The following is a 23,130-nucleotide window of genomic DNA, read 5'->3' as shown; positions in this document are numbered from 1 at the left end:
TTAAACTGCCGCCGCACCGGAGACAATCTCCGCGAGCTCTTGCGTAATCATTGCTTGACGTGCTTTGTTATATTGCAGCTTCAATGAATTAATAATATCACCTGCATTGTCAGTTGCATTTTTCATCGCTAGCATTCTTGCTGCCTGCTCGCAAGCAAGATTCTCAACCAACCCGCAATAAACCTGTGACTCAACATAACGCACTAGCAATACATCTAATACAGCCTTTGCCCCTGGCTCATACAAATAATCCCAATGCCCTGTAATAGATTTATCCTCCTTTACAGCACCCTCTTTTGGCTTGGCAATTGGTAACAGCTGTTCTTTGGTTGGCTGTTGTTTTATTGTGTTAACAAACTTATTACTAAAGAGAATTAAACTGTCAATCTTCTTCTCATCAAACGCCTTCACCATCACTGAAACAGCACCAGTGATCGAGCTTACTGAACTATCATTGTGAAAGTTTGCGACAGAAACAATATTCACCTTACGTAAACGCTTAAAAAAGCTCTCAGCTTTAGAACCAATTAGACACAGATCAACTTCAATTTTCTGATCTTGATAATGCTTAATCGACTTTAATACTTTTTTAAACAGATTAATATTCAAGCCACCGCACAAACCGCGATCAGTTGAGATAATGACCATACCAACACGCTTAACTTCACGTTCTTGGAAGTATGGATGTGTATACTCCATACTCGCGCGCACAACGTGATGAATAATATCAAGGGCATAATGGGCATAAGGCCTTGCCTCCTCCATACGATCACGTGCCTTGCGCATTTTACTCGCTGCTACCAGCTCCATTGCTCGCGTAATTTTCTGGGTATTCTTAACGCTGTTAATTTTAGTACGTATTTCACGACTACCAGACATGATACCCTCCTATTACCAAGATTGCGTTTCTTTGCACTCTTTGATCACTTTATCAAGTTGAGCAGCAATCTCATCGTTATAGTTGCACGTCTTGTTGATCTCATCAAGCAAGGCTTTGTGTTGACTTTCAGCAAAGGCATGTAATGTTGCTTCAAATGATCCGACTTTGCTTAGTTCAATTTCATCTAAATGACCTTTATCAACAGCATATAGTGACAATGCCATTTTAGCGATGCTTAAAGGTGAGAATTGCTTTTGCTTCATCAACTCCATCACACGCTCACCACGCTTTAATTGTGCACGTGTCGCATCATCCAAATCTGAGGCAAATTGTGAGAACGCCTCAAGCTCACGATATTGCGCTAGTGCCAAACGCACACCACCACCAAGCTTTTTAATGATCTTAGTTTGCGCTGATCCACCCACGCGCGAAACTGAGTTACCCGCATTTATCGCTGGACGAATACCCGCATTAAATAGATCAGTCTCTAAGAAGATCTGACCATCAGTAATTGAAATAACATTCGTTGGAACGAATGCCGAGATATCACCTGCTTGCGTCTCAATAATCGGCAATGCAGTTAACGAACCTGTTTTACCTTTGACTTCACCATTTGTTGCTTGTTCAACGTACTCAGTATTCACACGAGCAGCCCGCTCTAATAATCTTGAGTGAAGATAGAAAACATCCCCAGGATACGCTTCACGTCCTGGTGGACGGCGTAACAACAATGAAATCTGGCGATATGCCCATGCTTGTTTTGTTAAATCATCATAAATGATCAAAGCATCTTCACCGCGATCACGGAAATACTCACCCATTGCACAGCCAGCATAAGGTGCTAAATATTGCAATGCAGCTGAATCTGAAGCATTAGCAGCAACGATAATCGTATGCGCTAAGGCATCATGCTCTTCTAGTTTACGTACAACATCAGCTACTGATGAAGCTTTTTGGCCAACTGCAACATAAATACATTTCACACCCGTATCTTTTTGATTGATGATCGCATCGATTGCCACCGCTGTTTTACCGGTTTGTCTATCACCGATAATCAATTCACGTTGACCTCGCCCTATTGGTACCATCGCATCAATTGCTTTAATACCTGTTTGTACTGGCTGATCAACTGATTGACGCCAAATTACACCTGGGGCAACTTTTTCAACAGGTGAAGTGACGTCTGTTTTGATGTCACCTTTGCCATCGATGGGATTACCCAATGCATCAACAACACGACCTAATAATGCTTCACCGACAGGGACCTCTAAAATACGTCCTGTGCAATACGCTTTTTGACCTTCTTGAATATGCTCGTAATCACCCAAGACAACGGCACCGACAGAGTCTTGCTCAAGGTTAAGGGCTAAACCATAAACCCCGCCTGGTAACTCAATCATTTCGCCGGCGGCAACTTCATTTAAGCCATGAATACGGATAATCCCATCGGAAACAGAAACAATGGTACCTTCTGTTTTTGTTTGTGGCGCGTTGTCAAACTTGGCAATACGCTCTTTTATTAATTCACTAATTTCTGCTGGAGTAAGCTGCATAGTCTTTCTTCCTATTAATCTTGTTTAAGCTTGTAGCTCGTGCTGTAATTTTTGAAGCTTGCCTTTGACCGAACCATCAATAATATGGTCCCCTATCTCAATCGTTGCTCCACCAATTAAACTTGCATCAACTGCCACGTCAATTTCAATTGCACACTGATATTTTTGCTCAAGTTTTGTTTTTAATTTTTGAATCTCTGCATCAGAGGTTTCAAACGCCGTTGTGATCTTTGCCTTTTTAGCTTGCTCATCTTCGGCTTTATGTAACAAAAACAACTGATAAATCGTTGGCATAACTGTCAAACGATTATGCTCTGCAGCCAATTTGACAAAATTCTTACCATGCTCATCAAGCACATCTTTTAAGACATCAAATATCAGTAGGGATACATCTGACTGTGAATAGGCAGGATTATCAAGCAACAATGCAACCTGATTATCTATCACACATTCTGACAGATTAAGTAGCATAATATTCCAGTTTGCAACGGCATTATGTGTCTTAGCATACTCGTAAGCAGCTTGGGCATAAGGTCTTGCAATCTGAGTTAAGTCTGCCATGATCGTACCTCTTAAAGTTCAGCTGCCATTTCTTCCAATAAGTAATTATTGGTGGTCATATCAATGTTTTTACCAATAAGCTTCTCAGCACCAGCAACTGCAATACCTACGACTTCTTTGCGTAGTTTTTGCTTCATTGCAATCATGTGCGCTTCAGCTTCATCATTAGCGGCTTTACGAATACGATCTGCATCAACACGTGCTGCTTCTTTGGCTTCTTCATCAATTTGCATCGCACGCATATTTGCTTGCTCAATAATTTTAGTCGCTTGCGCTTTTGCTTCATGGATTAGCTCTTGTGCTTTTCTTTTAGCAACTTCAAGCTCTTTTTCCGCACGATCTGCGGATGCAAGACCATCTGCAATCTTCGCACGACGCTCATCCATCACCTTTTTCAGCGGTGGCCAAACAAATTTCATGGTAAAACCGACAAAGATGATAAATGTGATCATCTGGCCGATTAAGGTAATATTAATATCCATGATTTCTCCTTGTGGATATGTTCAGGATTTATCGTCAATTATGCACCTAGTGCTTTTGTTGCAGCTTCTGCTAAACCGTTGATCGCCAATGGGTTTGCATAAAGAACCAAGAAACCAATAGCAATTGAGATTGCCGCAAATGCATCAACAAAAGCCGCTACAATGAACATACGACCTAACAACATACCGCTTAATTCAGGTTGACGTGCCACACCCTCTAGGTACTTACCGCCTAACACCCCAAAGCCGATCGCAGTTCCTAATGCAGGCAAAGCGATTAATAACGCAACGGCAATCGCTGTTAGACCGTTTAGTTGACCTAGTACTTGTAATGACATTTCCATTTTTTTCTCCTTAGTTGGTTTTTGTTTTAATTTTTAATTCTTAATTCTTAATTCTTAATTCTTAATTCTTAATTCTTAATTCTTAATTCTTAATTAATGATCATCTTGTGCAAGATTGAGATAGACCACCGTTAGCATCATAAATACAAACGCTTGGATCACGATAACTAAGATGTGGAAAATCGCCCACAACCCACCCAGTGTCCATTGAATCCACCATGGCAATAAAGCGATCAAGATAAAAATCAGCTCGCCTGCAAACAGGTTGCCGTACAAACGCAGTGATAATGACAACGGCTTAACGACTTCATCAATGATTCTAAAGGCGATATTTAATGGAAAAGCCCATATGCCAAATGGTGCACTTAAAATTTCTTTTAGCAAACCAAAGCCACCTTTAGCTTTAAGGTTGTAACCGATAATCAAAATAAAGACGCTCAATGATAATGCAAAGGTCAAGTTAGGATCTGCCGTTGGCACGATTTTAAAATACGCTTCAGACGAACCACCAAAAAGTACGATCAGGCGCCCTGCAAGATCTACTGGAATCAAATCCATAAAGTTCATCAACAATACCCATACGAAAATTGTAATCGCTAAAGGTGTGACAAAGTCACGCTTATGATGATAAGTATCAGCCACCGCACCATCGATCCATTCACATATGAGCTCGACCCCATTTTGGAACTTACCTGGTGTGTCTGAACTTGCTTTTCTTGCTGCTAAATACATTAAGCTTAAGAAAAACACGCCCAATACAATACTGACTAAAAGTGTGTCTAAGTTTAGCGTCCAGAATGAAGAATCACCCAAGCTCACCTGCCAATGGTGAAGATGGTGCCTTACATATTCTGAAGAAGTTAAGCTTTCTCCTGCCATATCACTCTTCTCTTATTTTTTTAGGGTTTATTTTAAATGGGTTAACTTCATAAAAAGCGGCATAAACCACATTGCCAGTTGTAGCACCAAAAGACCCGCAATATATGGTAGAAATTTTGGTTGCACATAAATTGCAATAAGCACGGTCCCCATAGCAACCATGACTAACTTTGCAAACTCACAGGCATATAAAATGCACACTTCTTTGAAAGGATGATATTGCGCTTTGCGCAAAAAAAGACGTAATAGAAAAATAATATTGGCTACAAACATCAAACACGAGCCTAACAGGAAACCAACGGCATAGCTTTTACCCCATAAAAGACATACCAAGCTCCCCAAGATTACAAGAATCATTTGGAAAGCAAAAAAGTGCCTTTTATATAGTTTACGGTTTGCTAGCATCGTTAGACTTTATCCCTTAATTTTACGCCAAGCAGTATATAGAGCGTAAGCTATCGGTGCAAGCGAAAAGTGTTCTTTATTATGTAAAGGCTATTAACACAAGCATCAGTCTGTTTTTCAAGCAGACAACCTTGATTTTATAACAAATGTCTCCCAAGTTTGGCACTTGGTTATTAAAAACTCTTCATGCAATAAATATTATACAGATACTTTGTATCTAATGATTTGAACTTTGAAAGAGTGATAACAGCAAACAAGCGATAAACACAAGCCATGGAATTACTAGAGTTACCTCACCAACCAAAATCGCAAGATGTGATTGCTTCACGACGGGGACATAATAGGTCAATATCATTGCAAAAACGATAGAAACAATGCCAACAAAAAGTGTATAAAGAGTGATTTTATTTAACCTCTCAGCTAGCATGTCATTTATTTTCTCCAACCACGTTTGAGCACTTAGTATGCCGAGCCGTATTGGATGTGTCCAGTGTGTCATATACACTATCTTTTATGACCTTTGCTGATTAATAAAATCAATAGCTTTTTGTAACCGTAAAATCACGCGCTCTTTACCAAGCCACTTCAGAGTTAACCCAATATCAGGCGACTGCCCAGAGCCGGTAACAGCGACACGCACTGGCATGCCAACTTTACCCATACCAAGATTTAACTCCCTTGCAGTTTCCTTCAGTAAATGATGCAATTCAACTTCATCTTGCCAACTTTCATCATCTAATTCCTTTGCCTTGTTTTTGACATACTGAAGCACAGTTGACGCATCGTTAACTAAGTGCTTAGCAGCAGACTTCTCATCAAATCTATCAAACTCACGGTAAAAATAAGCAGACTGTTCTGCAAATTCTTTCAAAGTTTTTACTTTTTCTGCCATCACCGGAATCAGCACATCAAACGCAGGACCTTTACTAGCATCTAAACCTTGAGCTTGGAAATGATAAGTTAGCTCTTTTGCCACTTCTTCTGTTGGCAAATGACGCATATAGTGCTGATTAAGCCAGTTTAATTTTTCTGTATTAAACGCTGAGGCAGAGGCATTGATATCATCTAGTTCAAAGTATTCTAAAATCTCATCCATGCTAAAGACCTCTTGATCACCATGCGACCAACCCAAGCGAATAAGGTAATTAATCAATGCCTGAGGTAAATAACCCTCTTCTTTATATTGCATGACACTAACCGCACCATGGCGTTTAGAGAGTTTCTTGCCATCATCTCCTAAAATCATCGGGACATGTGCAAATATGGGCACGTTGGCATTCAAAGCATGATATAAATTAATCTGTCTTGGCGTGTTATTAACATGGTCATCACCACGCACCACATGGGTAATTTGCATATCCATATCATCAACAACTACACAAAAATTATATGTTGGCGCACCATCTGAGCGCTTAATAATCAAATCATCCAACTCACTATTGGCAATCGTGATTTCGCCTTTAACCGCATCGATCCAGCTCACCACACCGTCCTCTGGATTCTTAAAACGAATAACATAAGGTTTCGAAATATCTTCTTTATTGGCATCAAGATGACGACAATGTCCATCATAGCGCGGCTTTTGTTTATTTGCCATTTGTGTTTCTCTTAATTGATCCAGACGCTCGCGCGAGCAATAGCAGCGATATGCTTTTCCTTCTGCTAAAAGCTGATCAATAACCGCGTGGTAGCGCTCAAAATGCTCAGTTTGATAGTATGGCGCACTATCTGCATATAGCCCCAACCAATCCATTCCATCTAAAATTGCCTGTACAGCCTCTGGTGTTGAACGCTCAAGATCAGTATCTTCAATACGTAATACAAACTCGCCATTATTTTTACGTGCATAAACCCACGAAAAAAGTGCTGTTCTTGCACCACCAACATGCAAATACCCCGTAGGACTTGGAGCAAAACGCGTTTTTACTTTTTTAGTCACGTTATTTACCTTAATTATTTATTTTGTCTTTAATCAAAAAATAGTACTTATTGAGAAACGCTAACAGTGTACTGGAAAACACTGTATGAATAAACCATGATGTTATCGTCAAGACTTGCATTCTATCTTTCATCTTTTAGCAAAGAGCTGCTACAATAAACCACTTTTAAGCAATTTTCGGCATAACACTACGCCACTTTTATATGTCTTTCATCTACAGTTGCCATATCAACAATAGTTATTCATCCTCACATATTATTTATTTACTCAAAAATCCTTAGCGTTTTTTTGCTGTAACTCGCAGCTTTGACGTCTATACCCATCGTAAATATAAAACCAATACCATCACGCTTAAGGTAGAATCATGAGCACTCAAACTTCACAAATAATTGAGGCTAAAACCCTCAAAGTTAATTTTATTCTTTCTATTGTTTACGTGCTATTTAGCCTAGTCATTGTCTATTTCGCACAGTCCTTAACTGTACTACTAGACGTCGGCTATTCAGTCATTACGCTATTGATCTATGCCGCTCCACTCTATGTCATCAAAAAAATTAATCAACCTGCTAACAAACGTTACCCTTATGGTTATCATCGCTTAGAGCCTGTGTTTGTTCTTTTACAAGCTGGATTTATTTTAATCGTTGCCGCAAGCGTTATCATTATGGCGATTGTTAATCTTATGACTCATGCCGTCACACCTAATTATTTATTTGCCTTTATCGCTTCTATCACTGGCACGCTTACTTGCAGCATAATGTATTTTTATGTGCGTAATGCTGCTCGTAAAACGGGCTCAAAAATATTGCATGCTGATGCTGAGTTATGGAAAGCTGACGCCTTACTCAGTGCCTCTGTTGATATCTCTCTTGCTATTGCTTTGATATTGGTGTTTTTTGGCTTGCCAAATATTGCCATCTATATCGACCCGATTGTTGCTATTATCATGGGGCTAGTGATCACAATCAAACCATTAAAACTGATAAAGGAAGCGGGGCTTAACTTATTAGATGCATCCGTCTCTTCTGAGTTACGTGAGAAAATCACCAACGCTGCTAATTTGATTTGCTCTAACCAAGGGCTAAGCATTCAAAACAGTATCGTTACCCAATCTGGGCGGTTTTTATTTGTCGATCTGCATCTAAAACTTCCTCAAACTTTGCCAACTCAAGAACTACGTCATTTAAAAGCAACCCTACTAAAGCATTATAAGGATCAGCATAAAGAAAATGTCGTTTATGTTTACCTAAGTATCTAATCTCATACCTTCCGTGCAACAAAGCTGGTTGACTGAACCTCTAAAATCTCAACTGAATCACCAACCTTGGCATCCTCGACCAAGACGCGCCATTCAGTATCACCAATTTTTGCCTTGGCAACACCTGAGTGACTCTCTTGTGTGATCTTAACAACCTTACCAATATAGCGCCCCAAACGATCATTGATATCAAGGTGAGCATTGTTTTGTTGCTTACGCTTTTTCAAAACATAGTACCCCAATAGCATCGAGCCTAATGCAAAGATACCCGCAAATAGCAATTGCCAATTGATCGGCAAGCCTGGATAGAACCACATGATCACCCCCATAAAAAGGGCTGATATGGCAAAAAACAAGAAAAACATCGTCAAGGTGAAAATCTCAATAATCAACAAAACACCCATCAAAATCCACCAATGCCAATACAACATATTCTACCCATCCTATTTTGTTATGCTTTAACCTGCATCGACTTTAATAACTCACTGATTCCTCCGACAGAGCCAATGATATTTGACGCCTCTAATGGCATCATAATCGTTTTACTATTATCCGATGAGGCAATCGCACCAACCGCTTCAATGTATTTTAATGCCACAAAATACTGAATTGCTTGAATATCTCCCTTGGCAATGGCATTTGAAACAGTCTCAGTAGCCACTGCTTCGGCTTGAGCTGTTCGTTCACGCGCTTCAGCCTCACGAAATTGTGCTTCTTTATAACCTTCAGCTTCTAAGGCCTGTTTTGCTTTTTGTGCTTCTGCGGCAAGAATTTCGGATTGTTTTTCACCTTCAGCTTTTAAAATAGCAGCTTGGCGCACCCCTTCAGCACGCAAGATCTCAGCGCGTTTTTCACGTTCTGCTTTCATCTGCTGCGCCATTGCATCTAATAGGTCGCGTGGAGGTGTAATATCTTTTATCTCAACACGGACGATTTTAACCCCCCACGGATCAGTTGCCTCATCTAAAACCGACAATAGTTTGGCATTCATAAAATCGCGATTTGACAACATTTCATCTAGATCAATTCCGCCTAAAACCGTACGGATATTGGTCATAATCAAGTTTTCTAATGCCAAAGGCAAATCATTAATCACATACGTAACTTTTTTAGCATCAAGCACTTGGAAAAACGCAACACCATCGACTTGTACACTGGCGTTATCTCGACTAATGACCTCCTGCTGTCTGACATTTAACACGGTTTCCTTTAAACTCACGCGACTACGTACACGATCAATCAATGGGAAAATGATATTTAAACCTGGGTGCAATGTTTTATAATATCGTCCAAAACGTTCAACCACAAATTCAGAAGCCTGTGGCACCACTTTAACTGAAGTAAAAACAAAGACGATAGCTAAAACAATAATCACAATAGGAATCAATGAATGAAGTGCCATTTTAAATTACTCCTGTATATCAATCTTTCATCGATAAAGTGTAAGTTAATTTCACCTTATTTTCCAAGCATTTGTAGTAAATCCCCCTGATTTGTTTTACAACTTAAAAAAAACATCTACACTGAAACGCACAGTCATCTACGATATATATGTTTGCTATGGATACTATTGCTATTATTGATGATGAATTAGATATTCGTGAAGGACTTGCTAGTTACCTTCAGCAAAACCATTTTGATACCGCTGTATTTGAGGATGGTTTAAGTTTTTTAGAGGATTTTCATAAACGCGATTTCTCATTAGTAATTCTTGATGTGATGATGCCAAAAATCGATGGTCTTGAAGTCTGTCGTGAACTGAGGAAAAAATCCAGCGTACCTGTGATCTTCTTATCAGCAGCTGGAGAAGCATTTGATCGCATTTTAGGACTTGAGGTTGGTGCTGATGATTATATCAGTAAACCCTTTAACCCGAGAGAGGTACTTGTTCGCGTCAAAACAGTCTTACGTCGCCGAGGTAGCACAATCAACAATACTCATGGTGCAATTGAGACAGACGACTGGGTCATTTCTCCTAATAAACGCACCCTGACTTACCCTAATGGAGAAGAAGTCAAATTCACTCCTGCTGTTTATGAACTTTTTGAGTATTTATATCAACACAAAGGCGAAACCGTCTCACGCGAGCAAACCTTTGAAGCACTTTTGAAACGTCCATTTGAAGAGTTTGATCGTACGATTGACATCCGTATTAGTCGCTTGCGCAAAATGCTTGATAATAACCATAAAGATGGATCAAGCTACATCCAGACAATAAAAGGCTCTGGCTACTTATTTGATCTAAAAAACTAAACTACTAGCAGATTAAAGCACCATGAATATTAATCTTCGTAAAGTCATTCGCAGTCAGAAAAAAGCCTTTCATATTGGGATAAGTTGTGCGTTTCTCCTGATTCTGTTGCAATTTATCACCTCTTGTTACTATGTTTATTCTGGAACTCATTTTCAACGATCGGCTGAGATCAAAAATTATGACGCAACAAAACAAAATGATATTTCAACCCTAAGTTTATTTGATTTTGCCAATATTGAAATGAATGAGGATAACTATATTCATGATCGCTTTGCTTTTTATTCCACTTTTCCATCCTGTACCGAGCTAGGCATCTCACAACTCTTAAACAAAGTTGAAAAACCCATTCATAAATGTGAGAGTTTTTTAAATAGCAATGGTACCTGGCTTAATGTGATTTATTACTCAAAATTTCAGCTTAATACACCTGTAAGTATTGTTTTTGGCCTCGCTGTTGGTGTGTTGCTAATATTTATTGTGTTATTTTTAATCCAAATCAAATGGAGTATTCCTTTTTTTGAATTTCAACGCTTTGCACAAGATATGGGGCTGCGCCTTGAAGCAACGCCTTTACAAATGCGTCATGGTATTTTTGCCAAGGAAACCGCTGATACGTTCAACTTTATGCAAAATCGAATCAATCATGTATTAACTTATCAGAACAAACTTCTTGCAATGACCTGCCATGATATCAGAACTCCTTTAGCACGCATTCAAGGACGCCGCCTACAAGATCAAAGTGCCCTGTCACTCAAAGATCAACGTGATATTCAAGAGATCAATCATATGCTAGACGATTTAGTCCTTTTCTCCAAAGAGAGCTGGTTAAACGGCATTCAATTTGAGCAAACCAATGTCTGTGATTTCTTTGATGAAATCATTGCCGAGTACATCGAACATAATAAAAATGTACGCCTTATTAACCAAATGGATGATGATTTAGAGCTAGACCTTAAAAGACCTGCATTCAAACGTGCTATTAATAATATTATCAATAACGGACTTAAGCATGCCACGGAGGTTTTAGTTACTTTACAAACAAGACCACAAGAGGCAACCAAACCATCGCTTATTATCGATATTCTTGATAATGGTCCAGGTATTCCAAATAGTGAAATCAACAATATATTTACACCTTTTTATACAGGATCGTCAGAAAAAAAAGGTAATGGCTTAGGTCTTGCAATTACCAAAGAAATTATTGATATTCACCAAGGAAAACTGAAAGTTAACAACGCTAAAAATGGGGGGCTTAATGTTCAGATTATCATCTAGGGCATGGCAGCTCAATGTACTATTACTACTTTGCTGTTTAATATCTTCAGGTATTGCCTTTACCTTGTATTCTGCTTTTATCATTCAAAAGGTCGCCTTACATGATGTTTACTACAACAGTCGGTTATACACATCTACCTATCATTTCTTACTGGTAAGCTTGTTTTCACTGGGCTTTTTTTTGTTACCTTTTTTAAATATTTTCTCGCGAAGCTTTAACCACAAGCGCCTATTATCTATTTGTCTTGCGTTACAATTCATATCAACACTTATACTTTATTATCACTTTAACTTTATTAGTCTTTTATTTTCTGTGGTGTCAATGTCATTAACAAATATTATCTTTGTGCTGATTATCTTGAATTTATGGGCGGCAGCGCCTGCTAAGTACCGTTTTTTTGTGATCTCTATCACTTATGCAATTAAAACCGCCATTTTGACTGCTTTTTTTAATGCCACTTATGGCTATCGCCACTTGATTGATAATCCCTATTTTCTATTGTTTTGTGCTGTTTTTATTATTATCAGTGCTGCTACTTTGCTTTTTTGCAGAGTAAATATGGAACGAAAAGCAGCATATCATAGCTATACTGATCATTTGTTTATTAATATCTTTTATCTTATGCGTCACTCTCGCGTATTTTTCAAAACCGCTGCAATTGCCACTCTTATCACGGTAGTATCTATTTATTTAGATAAAATCAAGTTCCAAGCACTTGCAAGTTACAGCGATTACTTAACACCCAGTCTATTTTTAAAAACCGCTCCCATTAATCTCTTGCTGGCGGCGATTATTTGCTACGTTGCTAGCATCAAAAAGCTCAAAACGCAACTGGCTATTTTGCTTATCGTAATCTTTTGTGTTAGCTCCTCCATATTGTTGAGCCTACTGTATTTAAGCAGCGAGATGAACATTAACTTATTCTTTAGCTCACTGTTTATAATCGATCAAACCATTGCCTTTCTCACTTACGCTTTTATTATTGGCATTTGTATCGATAAATTATTGAATGAGTTTAAACGCAGTCAAGTGTTTGCTTTTAGCGTATTCTATGTATTAACAGGAGTTATGGTATGGACAATTTTACAGATTTTAAACGTGATATTTTGATTATTATTTCAACTTATGAAGCTGCCCCTTCGCTTTTTCAGCCACATCTGCATGCGGATATTTCTCAACAACACGTTCTAAATAGATTTTGGCTGTCTTTGTATTACCTTTGCTTAATTCCAATAATGCTAAAGCATAAGTAGCATCAGCAATTTTAATGCTTTTAGGGTAACGTGTCACAATCGTTTTAAACTGTTTATAAGCATCATCAATATTGCCATCAATGAGATATACTTGTCCTAATAGGTACAATGACTCTGAATAATGCTCACCGTTGTAATACGCTTTAAGATATTGTTTGAAAAGAACCTTTGCATCTTTATAGTTTTTGGCAAGTAGTGCCCTATTTGCTTTATCAAAGGCCGCATTATCTTGCTGTAGTTTAAGCTCTTTTGGTGATGGTTTATTGACTTCAGCCTTAAGACTTTCAATCTCTTTTTCAAAAGCAGTTAACTTTGTTGAAACAACATCATTTAGCTGACTTATTTTATAACTATTGACTTCAATCTTACCACGCAAATCATCTAGTTTTTGATTAAAGTTCTGATTAGTTGCATTTGCTTGTTGATTAATAAGATATTGTACTTGGTTATTAAGTTTGCTTATTTGCAATTGTAATGCTTGAACGTCTGCTGACGCAACACTAGCAAAGCTCATACACGGCAGTATAGCCATTGCCATCATGCCAATGCTAATAATTTTTGTTTTCTTGAACATCATACACATATGCACTAACCACAAGTTTGTCCAAAGTCAAGCTCGGCACGTCGATCTAAATAATAGGCATGCTGTTGTGCCTGAGCTTTTGTCATCTCACCATAAAACTGTGAAGGGGCGGCCACGGGTTGTGATTTGCCATAGCTTACGGTACACAACTGGCTACCATTAACTCCTTGTTGTAATAAATATTGCCGCACACTATCGGCACGACGCTGCCCAAGGTTTAAGTTATATTTCTCACTGCCACGTGGATCAGTATGTCCTGCCAAACGCAATGGCTGGTTGTATTTCAATAAGTAACTGGCTACTTGATTTAGGCATGTTTTTGCATCATTGGTCAATGCTGTGCTATCAAAGGCAAAGTAAACTGTTTTGCATGAACTCATACTATTTAATGCCGTTATCATTGCCTGCTGCTCGGCTGGTGTATATTGACCAATATTAGCAATCTGACTTTGCAGATCAGCAATACTCTGACTATCCAAACTGCCTGCTTGACCTAGTGCATTGGTTTCGACACCACTGCCATGAGCTGATACCCCAGCCCCACCTTCAGGACCAATGCCCTCAATAGGCGCTTGACGCTGTGAAGCACAGCCTGCAATCAATAATACAGACAAAATGCCTGCCACCGCAAGTGAAGAGGTTTTTTTAATTCTTAATTTCATCGTGTTCCTTAAGTCTCTAGTTCTTCTTTATTTGGTTGATCTTTTTTTTACGAGTCACACCTTTAAACAGCTGGTGACCATGCCGGCGATTGAATTGTGCCTTGTGTGTTAGATGGTAAGCTAATTTGAACCTTGCCGTCAATCGACACCATCGCTAAATTTGCCCCTCCTGAAGGCTGACCTTGCGCGTAGATAATCATATTGCCATCTGGTGAGACACTGGGAGATGAATCCATTGAACCATGCGTTAGCACAGTAACATTCTTATCCCTTAAATCCACTTTAGCAATTTGCGTACCTGAACTACTATCTTTCTGATACATAAAAACAATACTTTGGCCATTTGGTGTGTATTGCGGGTCAAATGCTTGTTTTGCGCCATAAGTTAAGCGTTCTGAGGCCGGATATTTGCTATCAATGTCGGTTGTGTAAACTTGTGGATTACCGCCTCGATTTGAAACAAATGCAATCTCCCTCCCTGATGGTGAAAACGTTGGCGCCGTGTTAATACCATTTAAAGTAAGCTTCTTATATAACTTATCATTATTTAAGTTCATTAAGTAAATATTAGTATTCTCAGAATAGCCTTGAGATAGGGCCATTGCCAAGGTTTGACCATTTGGTGAGAATGCCGGTGAGCTATTAATCCCTTCATAATTAGCAATTCTTTTACGCACACCGGTATACACTCCAATCGTATAAATTGCCATACTGCCTTTGTGATAACTGACATAGGCAAGATATTTGCCATCTTTCGACCAAGTGGGAGACATAATCGGCTCTTTAGTTTGACGCAACAGCACATGCGGGTTAAATCCATCATAATCAGATACAACCAACTGATAAACAGCCTTTTTCACATTATAAGGATTCTCCACATCAACATAGGCCAGTTTTGACGTAAAATAGCCTTTACTACCAGTAATCGCCTCATAAATATAATTACTAATCGTATGCGCTAATAGTCGCAGCTGACTCTCCTGAAGATCAGTAAATTTACGTGCGCTTAGTACGCTACCACTAAGCTTACTAGCCAATTCATAAGTGATATTATAGCGACCATTGTTTTTATCAATTTTCCCAACTAATACATAATCTGCTGACCACTTTGACCAGTTAATTTGTTTTACATTATCAATATCAATGTATTGCGGAAAATTTGTTGTTTGCGATTCAATCCGCCCAGAATTGCGTAGATCATCGGCAATAACTGCCGCAATCCCATTGGGCAACTGGCTATTTTTAATCATCTGACCATTAAATGGTGTCACCGCTACCGGGATTTGTTGTGATACTCCTTGGGTAATGTTAATGCTTAAACGCGCCTGTGCTAAGCAGACCGCGATGAATGTTAAAAAAATCATCCAATATATTTGTATCATTTTGCGCATATTTATCACCCTTGTTGTCCAAATTTAAAATCAATACCCTGTGCAATAAGCTCTCTGGCACGTGCATCTTGCGGTAAGTTTGGTGCTTGTGCATTCCTAAATGCCAGTAGTAACGAACGATCGCACTGTGCATTGCCACTAGAGATTGAGATCACGGGATTACTCCCTGGAACCACCATCACGGTTGGCAAATGCTCCGCACTTATTTTGCGACAATCATCCATTATCCATACCGCTTCAATCCGCGCTTTATAGGAACTAGCATAAACTTGTAGGGCTTTTTCCGTTGCATTTTGCGCAGTAGCTTCAGCACTTTGCGCATTTAAATCATTTAGCGCAGACTGCCTTAAAGCATCTAATGCCGCTTTACGTGCTGCCATGGCTTTCGCCTCTCTTTCTTTCTCTGCTTGCGCTTTACGCACTGCTTCTTTTTCTTGTGCTAAGGCTTTTTGTTTTTGCTCTTCTTTAGCACGAGCTTCAGCCTCTGCTTTTAACTTAGCTTCTGCTAATGCCTTTTGCTTGGCAACTTCCGCTGCTTTCAATTCTTCTTGACGCTTTATCTCAGCAGCGCGTGCTCTTGCAATCTTTTGCTCAATAGCTTTAATTTTCTGTTGACGCTGTTGCTCTTTGGCAAGTCGCTCTTTATGTAATTGCTGCTGTTTTTGGTTAAATGCTGCCACCTGTTGATCCACACTGTTGCTTGAAATCGCTGTTGCTTGTACAATCTCATGCGCATTTAACGTAACAACCTTGCGTGCCCCAGAGAGATTAAGCGTATTCTTTTTTGTTTGCAAAATACCCGCAATAACAATTAAGCCAACCAACAATGCCAAATGCAATAATACCGAATAGCAAAAGCTTAAACGCTCAGGGGTTGCCGTTGCTGCCAGATAAAACCGTTTAATAAGTGCTTGCAACTTCTTTAATTTATGTGATTGCTTTGACTTATCTATCATCAATAAACTACTTACTCTTTGGTATCATCAGTCACCAACCCAACACTGGCAACACCTGCTTTTTGCAACAACACCATGGCCTTAACCACCTGACCATAGCTTGCATTCTTATCACCACGGACATAGACCTGTTTATTTTTGTCTTGTGCTAAAGTTGTGGCAACAAACTGGCTTAATTGACTTGCCGTTAATGCATTTTGTTCATCGTTGCGATTAATAAAATAGTGACCTTGTTGATTCACCGTTACGATCAAAGGCTTTTGATCAGAAGGTGGAATTTTTTTTGCTTGCGCCTGTGGTAAATCAACTTTCACCCCTTGTGTTAACATCGGTGCAGTAATCATAAAGATAATCAACAAAACCAACATCACGTCAATATAAGGTACGACATTGATCTCAACCATGGCTTTACGTTTGGTGCGACGCGAAGTTCTTCGACGCATTATACTTCCTCGCTTATCTCAGATTTATAAGCTTCACGATAAAGCAAAGTACATAACTCATCTTGAAAGTTTTCATACTCCAGTAATACCCCATCTACCAAACGCGAATAACGGTTATAACCGACCACCGCAGGAATTGCTACAAACAACCCCAAAGCAGTAGCAATAAGCGCTTCGGCAATATGTGGTGCAACCATCGACAAAGTAGCCTGCTCAACACCACCTAGTGCAGTAAAGGATGCCATAATACCCCATACTGTTCCTAATAAACCAACATAAGGAGCAATAGAACCAATCGTTCCTAATAGCGAAATTTGGTGCTCAAGCTTCTCACTCTCTTGCATCATTGCTACACGCATCGAGCGCTCAACACCCTCCAAAACAACATCACCATGCAGTGTCCCTTGCTTACGTAGGCGCATAAACTCACGAAAGCCACAGCTAAAAAGATAAGATAACCCGTGATTTTTATGTTTATTATGTTGCAGCTCTTGGTAAACTTTATTGATATTGCCACTCGACCAAAAGCGTTTCGCAAAGGATCTTGCTTCAACTTTGGCAGATTTCAGCACCTGATAACGCTGAATCATAATTGCCCACGACCAGATAGATCCGACAATTAAAATCAACATAATTAACTGCACGACAACGTCAGCATTTAATATCAAATGCCAGAAAGACATATTATTGGACACACATGATCCTTTTAAACTTAAGTAAAACAGGTGCTTTATTGTATTATGATTACATAAATTACCAAAGGAAATTACGGCGGATTTCTTTCGATGAATGGCGTCAAATTTAAATTTACTAAAACACAAGTTAAATTAGGTTATTGTTCACTCAAATTGTTTCTGCAACGTCCACAACCTATTCAACTCATCAGCGTCCACATCAAGCATACTGCGATTTTGTTCCTTTAGTGCGGACTCTACACCGCGGAACCGTCTGGCAAACTTTTGATTCGCTTGACGCATTAATGCTTCAGGATCTGCTTTTAAATGTCTTGCGAGATTGACACAACTAAAAAATAGATCACCTAACTCCTCTTGCGCTTTTTCTTGATCAAATAACACCTCCTTGAGCTCTTGCACCTCACTTTCAAGCTGAGCAAAGACATCTTCTGTTTTATGCCAGTCAAAGCCTACACCTGAAGCTCTTGTCTGTATTTTCTTGGCAATGGTTAATGCTGGTAAGTTTAAGGCAATATCATCAAGCTCGCTTTTTAGTTTACCGCGCTCATATCGCTTCATATCTAGCCACTGCCGTTCTAAAGCTTCAACATCTTTGATATTACCTTTAGCAAAAACATCTGGATGACGTTCAATCAACTTTTTGGTTAATGAATCAACAATATCTCCAAAATCAAATAGCGCTTGCTCCTTAGCAATTTGCGCATAAAAAACAATCTGATTTAACAGGTCGGCCAACTCATATTTCACTGCATCTACTGAATGATTCTCTATTGCATCAACCAATTCGTAGGCTTCTTCAATTGTGTATTGTGTTAAGCTTTGCCAGCTTTGTTCAAGGCTCCACGCACAACCTGTGTCTTTATCACGCAATGCAGACATCACATCAAGCAAATCTGTTATCTGGTATTTATCTAAGACCTTAAAAGACATCTTTACGCGCTCTTAATTCACAAAATGCAGTTTTAGCATCGACAACATTTACATTTGCTTGACGTAACATCTCTTGAAGTTTAACTTCATTGACTCTAAAGAAAATATTCATTTGGTTTTCATCGGCGAGCGTTGTAATCGGCTTATCTTCAGGCGCTACATTCATCACTTTGTTAAACCACTGACGGTAATATGTGTCCTGTGGATTGATCGATTGTGCAAAAGATAAATTATTTTCAAAATAATCATGTGCTGGATATAGCTTTGTGACATCAGGAAGTGATCGCAACTTTTCAATACTGTGATATAAGCACACCACATCTGCCGTACTATCTTTGACATTGCCAACCCCTGCAGTAAATATGGTGTCACCACAAAAAAGGAGTCCTTGTTGTGGAAAATAGAAGCTAACATGCGAGGCAATATGGCCAGGACAAGTAATCACCTGACAATTTGCCGTATTAAAGTTAAGTACATCATTATCTTCAACATAGTAATCAACTGGATGTCCGCGATAGTGCTTAAAATGCGCATAAACCGGTATATTATATTTCGCCTTTAACGCGGCTACTGCCGCAATATGATCACTATGATCATGGGTTAGCAGAACCGCTTCTGCTTCAAGACGATGCTCTGCTAAAAACTGCTCGTAATGATCCGACATCGTCGGGTCAACAATCAACGCCGTATGATTGACATCGTTGACAATAAGATAGTTGTAATTTCTAAGTGGGTTATTTAAATACCATCGTTTAACATAAATCATAAACTCTCCAGTAATAATTGCTCACGCAGCACACGGTATTTTTGTGCTTGGTTTGGCATTGATTGCTTATATGCCAATCGCTCTTTTGCCAATAAATATTTCAGTTGCTCAGATATTGTTAACGCGCTTTGATGTACTTTATGTAAATTTTCTGCTACAAACGCATCATCTTGATAAATCAATGCCAAACTTATTATTAATATATTCAAACTTTGGTCATCCTGTTTATTTTGTTTGAGCCAACACGATCGCACAAATTCATACGCGGCATTATCTTTTGCAAGATCAAGATATAAACTAATCAACTCTTTATCAAGTGATACAAGTAATCTCTTTTGCATACGCTCTTTAAATTCATCCTGCTGCAACAAACTATATAAACGATTGAAATACGCATATTCTGCACTGAGAGACAAATTATGTATACGTGGAACACTCTGCCAAATTTCATTTAAATCACGTAAGGAAATAGCATGAGTAAATAGTTGCTTAAAAACATTATCAATCGTTGATGATGATAAAATGCGCTGATGCTTTAATAGATTATCCTTCGCATCAATAATCCTTTTTTCAGCCAATTGGCAATTAATCAACGCCTCAACAATTTCAATACTATTAGGAAAGTCCTTGATTAATACAGACAATAAAGGCATTGCTTCCTCAAATGCTTCAACTTTATAAAAAACCATCGCCTGATAATAGCGCCAGACAAATGTTTTTTTATTGGCTTTGCTTGAAGTTTGCAAAATGCTTTGTAACTCCTGATACTTGCCTTGTGCCAACAAACCTTGCCAATACAGCATCACCAAACCATCACCGATCACAGGCATATTAAGCTTGGCTAGCGTATATTTTTTCTCTAACAAATGATGATCTCTCAGTAAATACGCTTTCTGCATTTCAACCAACTTATAAGTCAACCTATCATGCCTACGTACACGCAAACCTTGCCACCACTGTCTGGGGCTTAGTAACACGAATCTTAATAGATGGTATAGCAATCCAAGCACACAAAAAAGTGCAACTACCAATATGACAAAAAGCCATAATGGTAATTTGATTAAAGTATCTCTAATAAAAAACGCCACAACACCGGGATTAGCAATCACCCATAAGCTAATCAATACAGCTAATGCACAAACCAATACCAACCAGATGATTTTTTTCATGCCTGATTACCTTTGGTTTGTTGTGTTGCTGTGAGATCATCAGATAAATTGTTGTTCCCTTTTAATATTGCATTAGTTAATGCATCAATATTGGTAGTAATAGCATTGATATTAACGACATTAATTGCTGCAACAACATCCATAATTTTCCTGCTAGAATCATCAACTTTAAAGTACTGATCAATCGTTTGCTTAAACTGCGTTTTCACTTCAGTTAGCATCTGTGCATTGTTATTAATTACTGCAAGCTTTAATTGCCAGAGCAACTGATAAAGTTCTGCTAAAACTTTCATTTGTGCATGTTGACTTAATAATAACTGATCTTGTGGTTTGACTTTCTCAACCTGAATAAGTGATTTCACCTGCTGCCATGCATGCAATAAAGCGTCTTGCCAATTGTTTTTCTGATTAATTTCACGCACATCGTTCTTATTTGACTGATTATTTTTAGCTAATGTTAATGGTGGTTGAATATGTAAGCTTAATAATAATTGCTGCAATTTATTGATTTTAACTAGGCTTTCATTAATGCTCGGCTCATTAGCAGTCTGGGTGATCAATTCTTCTAAGGCTGGCATCCATTTAGCTGCACCATCCACATTCATCAATAACGCTTTTGCTTGATTTAAGAAGAACAAACTCTGTGCTTTACTGCCTAAAACCTGCCAAGCTTGTTTGGCAAATTGCAGATTAATAACAACGGCTTGTTTATGCATTTGTTGAATCTGCTGGCTTAGCTCTGAGCTAGGAAGCAAATAACTTTGCTTTAATTGTGCCATATTTTGTAACAGCTGCACTTGATTAAGCTGATTGGCTTTCAGTGCTTCACTTACTTCATTTTGCTGACTTGCTTGCTTTGCTTTAAGGTCAGTAATCATCTTGGCTTGATCATCAAGTTTTGCAGCTTGAGCATCCAGCTTACTTTGTAACATTTTTGTCGATGTATTGTCTGTCTCAATCGGTTTTGCTGCCACTGACTCAAGCTTTTGCAACGTTTTGTTATAGCTTTGCTGTTTATATAGCGCAAATATGCTTGCTGCCAAACCTAAAATTGCAAAAATAAATACCACAATAACAATGGCAATATAGCCTCGCCAGCAACTGATCCTATTTGCCTTATCGGGGTTTTTTAGCGTTTCTTTATGCTTTTTAAGCGCCAAACTTTCTTCCTTCATGCTCACATCAGCTATCGACTTAGCTAAACCAGTGTCGCTATCCTCTTGGCTTCTTTTTTCTGACATGCTGTCACATCCTCTTATCGTAGCTTAGTGATCTGTGTTACAAGCTGATCATGATTTAAATTCTCTAACAGACATAATTTAGCAAAACCTTGGCGTTTAGCCCAGTCTAACATTCGCCTATTTGTCACGGTAACCGTACAATTTTGTTGCCAATCACTAAAAACATCAAAAATGGGCATCGTTGCTTTGAGCGCATCAAAGCTTGTATAGAGTAAAATCTTAGGATGCATCATACCCCAATCAAGCTGCTGTAATTTCCAAAGTAAGTCCTTTTTATTAAAAGGCTTACGTTCATAGCAATTAATAACCGAAAGGCTTGCTGCTTGTTGTTGTAACACATTGGCTAATAACTCACGTCCACCAACACCTTTAACCAACAAAAAATGGCGATTACTTATAGATTGATTTATATCTGAAAACATTTCTAATAAATGCTCTGAATCAGCCTTTTCAGGATAACGTGCCTGAATACCATGCATATCTAAAGCCTTAGCCGTAGAGCTACCCACTGCCCAAATATTCGCATGAGTTATTATTACATGATCAGGGTAGACACTAAAAAATGATTCCACCGCATAGGTGCTTGTGAAAATAATATCTGTATACGCAGCATTCTGTATCTCAAACGAAGTAAATGCAATCGTAAATGGTTCAATTGCTAATGCTGAAATACCATGAGACTGCAGTGCACTAACCAATAATGCGGCTTTAGGCTCAGGCCTAAAAACAATAACTTCAGGCGCTAACATCGACATATTTCTGTGCCGTACCATAAATGTAGTTAATCATAGCATGCAATCCATTGTTGCGTGTGGGACTTAGATGTTGTGCCAATCCAATCTCGCTCATAAAGTCAGTGTTTGACGCTAAAATTTCTTGTGGTGTTACCCCACTATAGACTTTTAGTAACAATCCAATTAAGCCTGAAACGATTGCCGCATCACTAATAGCATAAAACTTAAGTTTTCCATCATTCAACACCACATCAAACCATACTTGTGACTGACAGCCTTTGACCATATGTGCTTCATCTTTTTTATCCTCTGGAAATGGCTCAAGACTTTTTCCTAGACCGATAAGATATGCATACTTGTCACTCCAATCATCAAAAAAATCAAAGTCTTCAACTATTGCCTGTTGGCGTTTTTCTATTGTCATCATTTATCCAGTAAAATTATTTAAGCGCCGTAATGCCACGCTTATAGGTATA

27 protein-coding genes are annotated in these 23,130 nt (G+C 38.7%); 4 read left to right on the top strand and 23 right to left on the bottom strand.

Annotated elements, in window-relative coordinates:
* The 9 genes from atpG to gltX form a co-directional block, all read right to left on the bottom strand.
* Positions 1 to 879 carry a F0F1 ATP synthase subunit gamma gene (gene atpG / locus DNK85_RS10345; RefSeq protein WP_119329486.1) on the bottom strand — a complete coding sequence of 293 codons (879 nt, stop codon included), beginning with the start codon at positions 877 to 879 and terminating at the stop codon, positions 1 to 3.
* 12 nt (positions 880 to 891) lie between these two features.
* Positions 892 to 2,433 (bottom strand): F0F1 ATP synthase subunit alpha, encoded by a 1,542-nt coding sequence (gene atpA, locus DNK85_RS10340; protein ID WP_119329485.1) that lies wholly within the window; start codon positions 2,431 to 2,433, stop codon positions 892 to 894.
* Between the two features lie 24 nt (positions 2,434 to 2,457).
* A complete protein-coding gene (locus tag DNK85_RS10335; protein ID WP_119329484.1) occupies positions 2,458 to 2,994 on the bottom strand; it encodes a F0F1 ATP synthase subunit delta in 537 nt (178 codons plus the stop codon).
* Between the two features lie 11 nt (positions 2,995 to 3,005).
* Positions 3,006 to 3,476 (bottom strand): F0F1 ATP synthase subunit B, encoded by a 471-nt coding sequence (locus tag DNK85_RS10330; protein ID WP_119329483.1) that lies wholly within the window; start codon positions 3,474 to 3,476, stop codon positions 3,006 to 3,008.
* Between the two features lie 38 nt (positions 3,477 to 3,514).
* On the bottom strand, positions 3,515 to 3,820 hold the full coding sequence (locus tag DNK85_RS10325) for a F0F1 ATP synthase subunit B (protein ID WP_117002281.1): 306 nt from the start codon (positions 3,818 to 3,820) through the stop codon (positions 3,515 to 3,517).
* A gap of 93 nt (positions 3,821 to 3,913) precedes the next feature.
* Positions 3,914 to 4,699, bottom strand: a complete 786-nt coding sequence (gene atpB, locus DNK85_RS10320; protein WP_119329482.1) for a F0F1 ATP synthase subunit A — start codon at positions 4,697 to 4,699, stop codon at positions 3,914 to 3,916.
* A 27-nt stretch (positions 4,700 to 4,726) separates the two neighbouring features.
* Positions 4,727 to 5,104: an ATP synthase subunit I gene (locus DNK85_RS10315; protein WP_119329481.1), complete on the bottom strand. Its 378-nt coding sequence runs from the start codon at positions 5,102 to 5,104 to the stop codon at positions 4,727 to 4,729.
* Between the two features lie 217 nt (positions 5,105 to 5,321).
* Positions 5,322 to 5,603 carry a hypothetical protein gene (locus DNK85_RS10310; RefSeq protein ID WP_119329480.1) on the bottom strand — a complete coding sequence of 94 codons (282 nt, stop codon included), beginning with the start codon at positions 5,601 to 5,603 and terminating at the stop codon, positions 5,322 to 5,324.
* A gap of 12 nt (positions 5,604 to 5,615) precedes the next feature.
* The gene (gltX, locus tag DNK85_RS10305; protein WP_119329479.1) at positions 5,616 to 7,043 is read right to left on the bottom strand and encodes a glutamate--tRNA ligase; all 1,428 of its coding nucleotides are present in this window, start codon (positions 7,041 to 7,043) and stop codon (positions 5,616 to 5,618) included.
* Positions 7,044 to 7,407: 364 nt separating this feature from the next.
* On the opposite strand from gltX, the gene DNK85_RS10300 reads away from it, so the two are divergent.
* Positions 7,408 to 8,301, top strand: a complete 894-nt coding sequence (locus DNK85_RS10300; RefSeq protein ID WP_119329478.1) for a cation diffusion facilitator family transporter — start codon at positions 7,408 to 7,410, stop codon at positions 8,299 to 8,301.
* 2 nt (positions 8,302 to 8,303) lie between these two features.
* Here DNK85_RS10300 and DNK85_RS10295 read toward each other — a convergent pair whose 3' ends face one another.
* Both DNK85_RS10295 and DNK85_RS10290 read right to left on the bottom strand, forming a co-directional pair.
* Entirely contained in the window at positions 8,304 to 8,732 is a 429-nt protein-coding gene (locus DNK85_RS10295; protein WP_119329477.1) for an NfeD family protein, read from the bottom strand.
* 20 nt (positions 8,733 to 8,752) lie between these two features.
* Positions 8,753 to 9,703, bottom strand: coding sequence for an SPFH domain-containing protein (locus DNK85_RS10290; RefSeq protein WP_119329476.1), 951 nt, complete (start codon positions 9,701 to 9,703; stop codon positions 8,753 to 8,755).
* A 158-nt stretch (positions 9,704 to 9,861) separates the two neighbouring features.
* Here DNK85_RS10290 and DNK85_RS10285 point away from each other — a divergent pair, with 158 nt between their 5' ends.
* From DNK85_RS10285 to DNK85_RS10275, 3 genes are read left to right on the top strand one after another with little or no spacing between them, the layout of a single operon-like run.
* Entirely contained in the window at positions 9,862 to 10,554 is a 693-nt protein-coding gene (locus DNK85_RS10285) for a response regulator transcription factor (RefSeq protein ID WP_162896676.1), read from the top strand.
* Between the two features lie 22 nt (positions 10,555 to 10,576).
* A complete protein-coding gene (locus DNK85_RS10280; RefSeq protein WP_119329474.1) occupies positions 10,577 to 11,830 on the top strand; it encodes a sensor histidine kinase in 1,254 nt (417 codons plus the stop codon).
* Positions 11,811 to 12,941, top strand: coding sequence for a hypothetical protein (locus tag DNK85_RS10275; protein ID WP_119329473.1), 1,131 nt, complete (start codon positions 11,811 to 11,813; stop codon positions 12,939 to 12,941). The genes DNK85_RS10280 and DNK85_RS10275 overlap by 20 nt, the downstream gene beginning before the upstream one ends.
* Positions 12,942 to 12,944: 3 nt before the next feature.
* On the opposite strand, the gene ybgF is transcribed toward DNK85_RS10275, so the two are convergent.
* The 12 genes from ybgF to DNK85_RS10215 form a co-directional block, all read right to left on the bottom strand.
* Positions 12,945 to 13,661, bottom strand: coding sequence for a tol-pal system protein YbgF (gene ybgF, locus DNK85_RS10270; RefSeq protein ID WP_162896675.1), 717 nt, complete (start codon positions 13,659 to 13,661; stop codon positions 12,945 to 12,947).
* An 11-nt stretch (positions 13,662 to 13,672) separates the two neighbouring features.
* Positions 13,673 to 14,329, bottom strand: coding sequence for an OmpA family protein (locus DNK85_RS10265; protein ID WP_119329471.1), 657 nt, complete (start codon positions 14,327 to 14,329; stop codon positions 13,673 to 13,675).
* A 62-nt stretch (positions 14,330 to 14,391) separates the two neighbouring features.
* Positions 14,392 to 15,720 (bottom strand): Tol-Pal system beta propeller repeat protein TolB, encoded by a 1,329-nt coding sequence (gene tolB / locus DNK85_RS10260; protein ID WP_119329470.1) that lies wholly within the window; start codon positions 15,718 to 15,720, stop codon positions 14,392 to 14,394.
* Positions 15,721 to 15,725: 5 nt separating this feature from the next.
* The gene (gene tolA, locus DNK85_RS10255; RefSeq protein WP_119329469.1) at positions 15,726 to 16,676 is read right to left on the bottom strand and encodes a cell envelope integrity protein TolA; all 951 of its coding nucleotides are present in this window, start codon (positions 16,674 to 16,676) and stop codon (positions 15,726 to 15,728) included.
* Between the two features lie 11 nt (positions 16,677 to 16,687).
* Complete coding sequence (gene tolR / locus DNK85_RS10250; RefSeq protein WP_162896674.1) at positions 16,688 to 17,119, bottom strand: protein TolR; 432 nt, start codon at positions 17,117 to 17,119, stop codon at positions 16,688 to 16,690.
* Positions 17,119 to 17,814 carry a protein TolQ gene (gene tolQ / locus DNK85_RS10245; protein WP_119329468.1) on the bottom strand — a complete coding sequence of 232 codons (696 nt, stop codon included), beginning with the start codon at positions 17,812 to 17,814 and terminating at the stop codon, positions 17,119 to 17,121. Before tolQ ends, tolR begins: the two co-directional genes overlap by 1 nt.
* A gap of 144 nt (positions 17,815 to 17,958) precedes the next feature.
* Positions 17,959 to 18,744: a nucleoside triphosphate pyrophosphohydrolase gene (gene mazG, locus DNK85_RS10240; protein WP_119329467.1), complete on the bottom strand. Its 786-nt coding sequence runs from the start codon at positions 18,742 to 18,744 to the stop codon at positions 17,959 to 17,961.
* Entirely contained in the window at positions 18,734 to 19,510 is a 777-nt protein-coding gene (gene gloB, locus DNK85_RS10235; protein ID WP_119329466.1) for a hydroxyacylglutathione hydrolase, read from the bottom strand. Before gloB ends, mazG begins: the two co-directional genes overlap by 11 nt.
* The gene (locus DNK85_RS10230) at positions 19,507 to 20,679 is read right to left on the bottom strand and encodes a heme biosynthesis HemY N-terminal domain-containing protein (protein WP_119329465.1); all 1,173 of its coding nucleotides are present in this window, start codon (positions 20,677 to 20,679) and stop codon (positions 19,507 to 19,509) included. The genes gloB and DNK85_RS10230 overlap by 4 nt, the downstream gene beginning before the upstream one ends.
* Positions 20,676 to 21,920, bottom strand: coding sequence for a hypothetical protein (locus tag DNK85_RS10225; protein ID WP_119329464.1), 1,245 nt, complete (start codon positions 21,918 to 21,920; stop codon positions 20,676 to 20,678). The genes DNK85_RS10230 and DNK85_RS10225 overlap by 4 nt, the downstream gene beginning before the upstream one ends.
* Before the next feature lie 14 nt (positions 21,921 to 21,934).
* Positions 21,935 to 22,675 carry a uroporphyrinogen-III synthase gene (locus tag DNK85_RS10220; RefSeq protein ID WP_162896673.1) on the bottom strand — a complete coding sequence of 247 codons (741 nt, stop codon included), beginning with the start codon at positions 22,673 to 22,675 and terminating at the stop codon, positions 21,935 to 21,937.
* Positions 22,656 to 23,078, bottom strand: coding sequence for a SufE family protein (locus DNK85_RS10215; protein WP_119329462.1), 423 nt, complete (start codon positions 23,076 to 23,078; stop codon positions 22,656 to 22,658). The genes DNK85_RS10220 and DNK85_RS10215 overlap by 20 nt, the downstream gene beginning before the upstream one ends.
* Positions 23,079 to 23,130: the final 52 nt, after the last annotated feature.

The organism is Cysteiniphilum halobium (genome assembly GCF_003574425.1).
Classification (GTDB): domain Bacteria; phylum Pseudomonadota; class Gammaproteobacteria; order Francisellales; family Francisellaceae; genus Caedibacter; species Caedibacter halobius.
Note: the sequence above shows the minus strand (reverse complement) of the source record. Positions and strands in the feature narration are given on the sequence as shown.

Coding starts and splice junctions, on each gene's coding strand:
- atpG (WP_119329486.1), bottom strand. CDS start 879: ATGTCTGGTAGTCGTGAAATACGTACTAAAATTAACAGCGTTAAGAAT.
- atpA (WP_119329485.1), bottom strand. CDS start 2,433: ATGCAGCTTACTCCAGCAGAAATTAGTGAATTAATAAAAGAGCGTATT.
- DNK85_RS10335 (WP_119329484.1), bottom strand. CDS start 2,994: ATGGCAGACTTAACTCAGATTGCAAGACCTTATGCCCAAGCTGCTTAC.
- DNK85_RS10330 (WP_119329483.1), bottom strand. CDS start 3,476: ATGGATATTAATATTACCTTAATCGGCCAGATGATCACATTTATCATC.
- DNK85_RS10325 (WP_117002281.1), bottom strand. CDS start 3,820: ATGGAAATGTCATTACAAGTACTAGGTCAACTAAACGGTCTAACAGCG.
- atpB (WP_119329482.1), bottom strand. CDS start 4,699: ATGGCAGGAGAAAGCTTAACTTCTTCAGAATATGTAAGGCACCATCTT.
- DNK85_RS10315 (WP_119329481.1), bottom strand. CDS start 5,104: ATGCTAGCAAACCGTAAACTATATAAAAGGCACTTTTTTGCTTTCCAA.
- DNK85_RS10310 (WP_119329480.1), bottom strand. CDS start 5,603: ATGACACACTGGACACATCCAATACGGCTCGGCATACTAAGTGCTCAA.
- DNK85_RS10300 (WP_119329478.1), top strand. CDS start 7,408: ATGAGCACTCAAACTTCACAAATAATTGAGGCTAAAACCCTCAAAGTT.
- DNK85_RS10295 (WP_119329477.1), bottom strand. CDS start 8,732: ATGTTGTATTGGCATTGGTGGATTTTGATGGGTGTTTTGTTGATTATT.
- DNK85_RS10290 (WP_119329476.1), bottom strand. CDS start 9,703: ATGGCACTTCATTCATTGATTCCTATTGTGATTATTGTTTTAGCTATC.
- DNK85_RS10285 (WP_162896676.1), top strand. CDS start 9,862: ATGGATACTATTGCTATTATTGATGATGAATTAGATATTCGTGAAGGA.
- DNK85_RS10280 (WP_119329474.1), top strand. CDS start 10,577: ATGAATATTAATCTTCGTAAAGTCATTCGCAGTCAGAAAAAAGCCTTT.
- DNK85_RS10275 (WP_119329473.1), top strand. CDS start 11,811: ATGTTCAGATTATCATCTAGGGCATGGCAGCTCAATGTACTATTACTA.
- ybgF (WP_162896675.1), bottom strand. CDS start 13,661: ATGATGTTCAAGAAAACAAAAATTATTAGCATTGGCATGATGGCAATG.
- DNK85_RS10265 (WP_119329471.1), bottom strand. CDS start 14,329: ATGAAATTAAGAATTAAAAAAACCTCTTCACTTGCGGTGGCAGGCATT.
- tolB (WP_119329470.1), bottom strand. CDS start 15,720: ATGCGCAAAATGATACAAATATATTGGATGATTTTTTTAACATTCATC.
- tolA (WP_119329469.1), bottom strand. CDS start 16,676: ATGATAGATAAGTCAAAGCAATCACATAAATTAAAGAAGTTGCAAGCA.
- tolR (WP_162896674.1), bottom strand. CDS start 17,119: ATGCGTCGAAGAACTTCGCGTCGCACCAAACGTAAAGCCATGGTTGAG.
- mazG (WP_119329467.1), bottom strand. CDS start 18,744: ATGTCTTTTAAGGTCTTAGATAAATACCAGATAACAGATTTGCTTGAT.
- gloB (WP_119329466.1), bottom strand. CDS start 19,510: ATGATTTATGTTAAACGATGGTATTTAAATAACCCACTTAGAAATTAC.
- DNK85_RS10230 (WP_119329465.1), bottom strand. CDS start 20,679: ATGAAAAAAATCATCTGGTTGGTATTGGTTTGTGCATTAGCTGTATTG.
- DNK85_RS10225 (WP_119329464.1), bottom strand. CDS start 21,920: ATGTCAGAAAAAAGAAGCCAAGAGGATAGCGACACTGGTTTAGCTAAG.
- DNK85_RS10220 (WP_162896673.1), bottom strand. CDS start 22,675: ATGTCGATGTTAGCGCCTGAAGTTATTGTTTTTAGGCCTGAGCCTAAA.
- DNK85_RS10215 (WP_119329462.1), bottom strand. CDS start 23,078: ATGACAATAGAAAAACGCCAACAGGCAATAGTTGAAGACTTTGATTTT.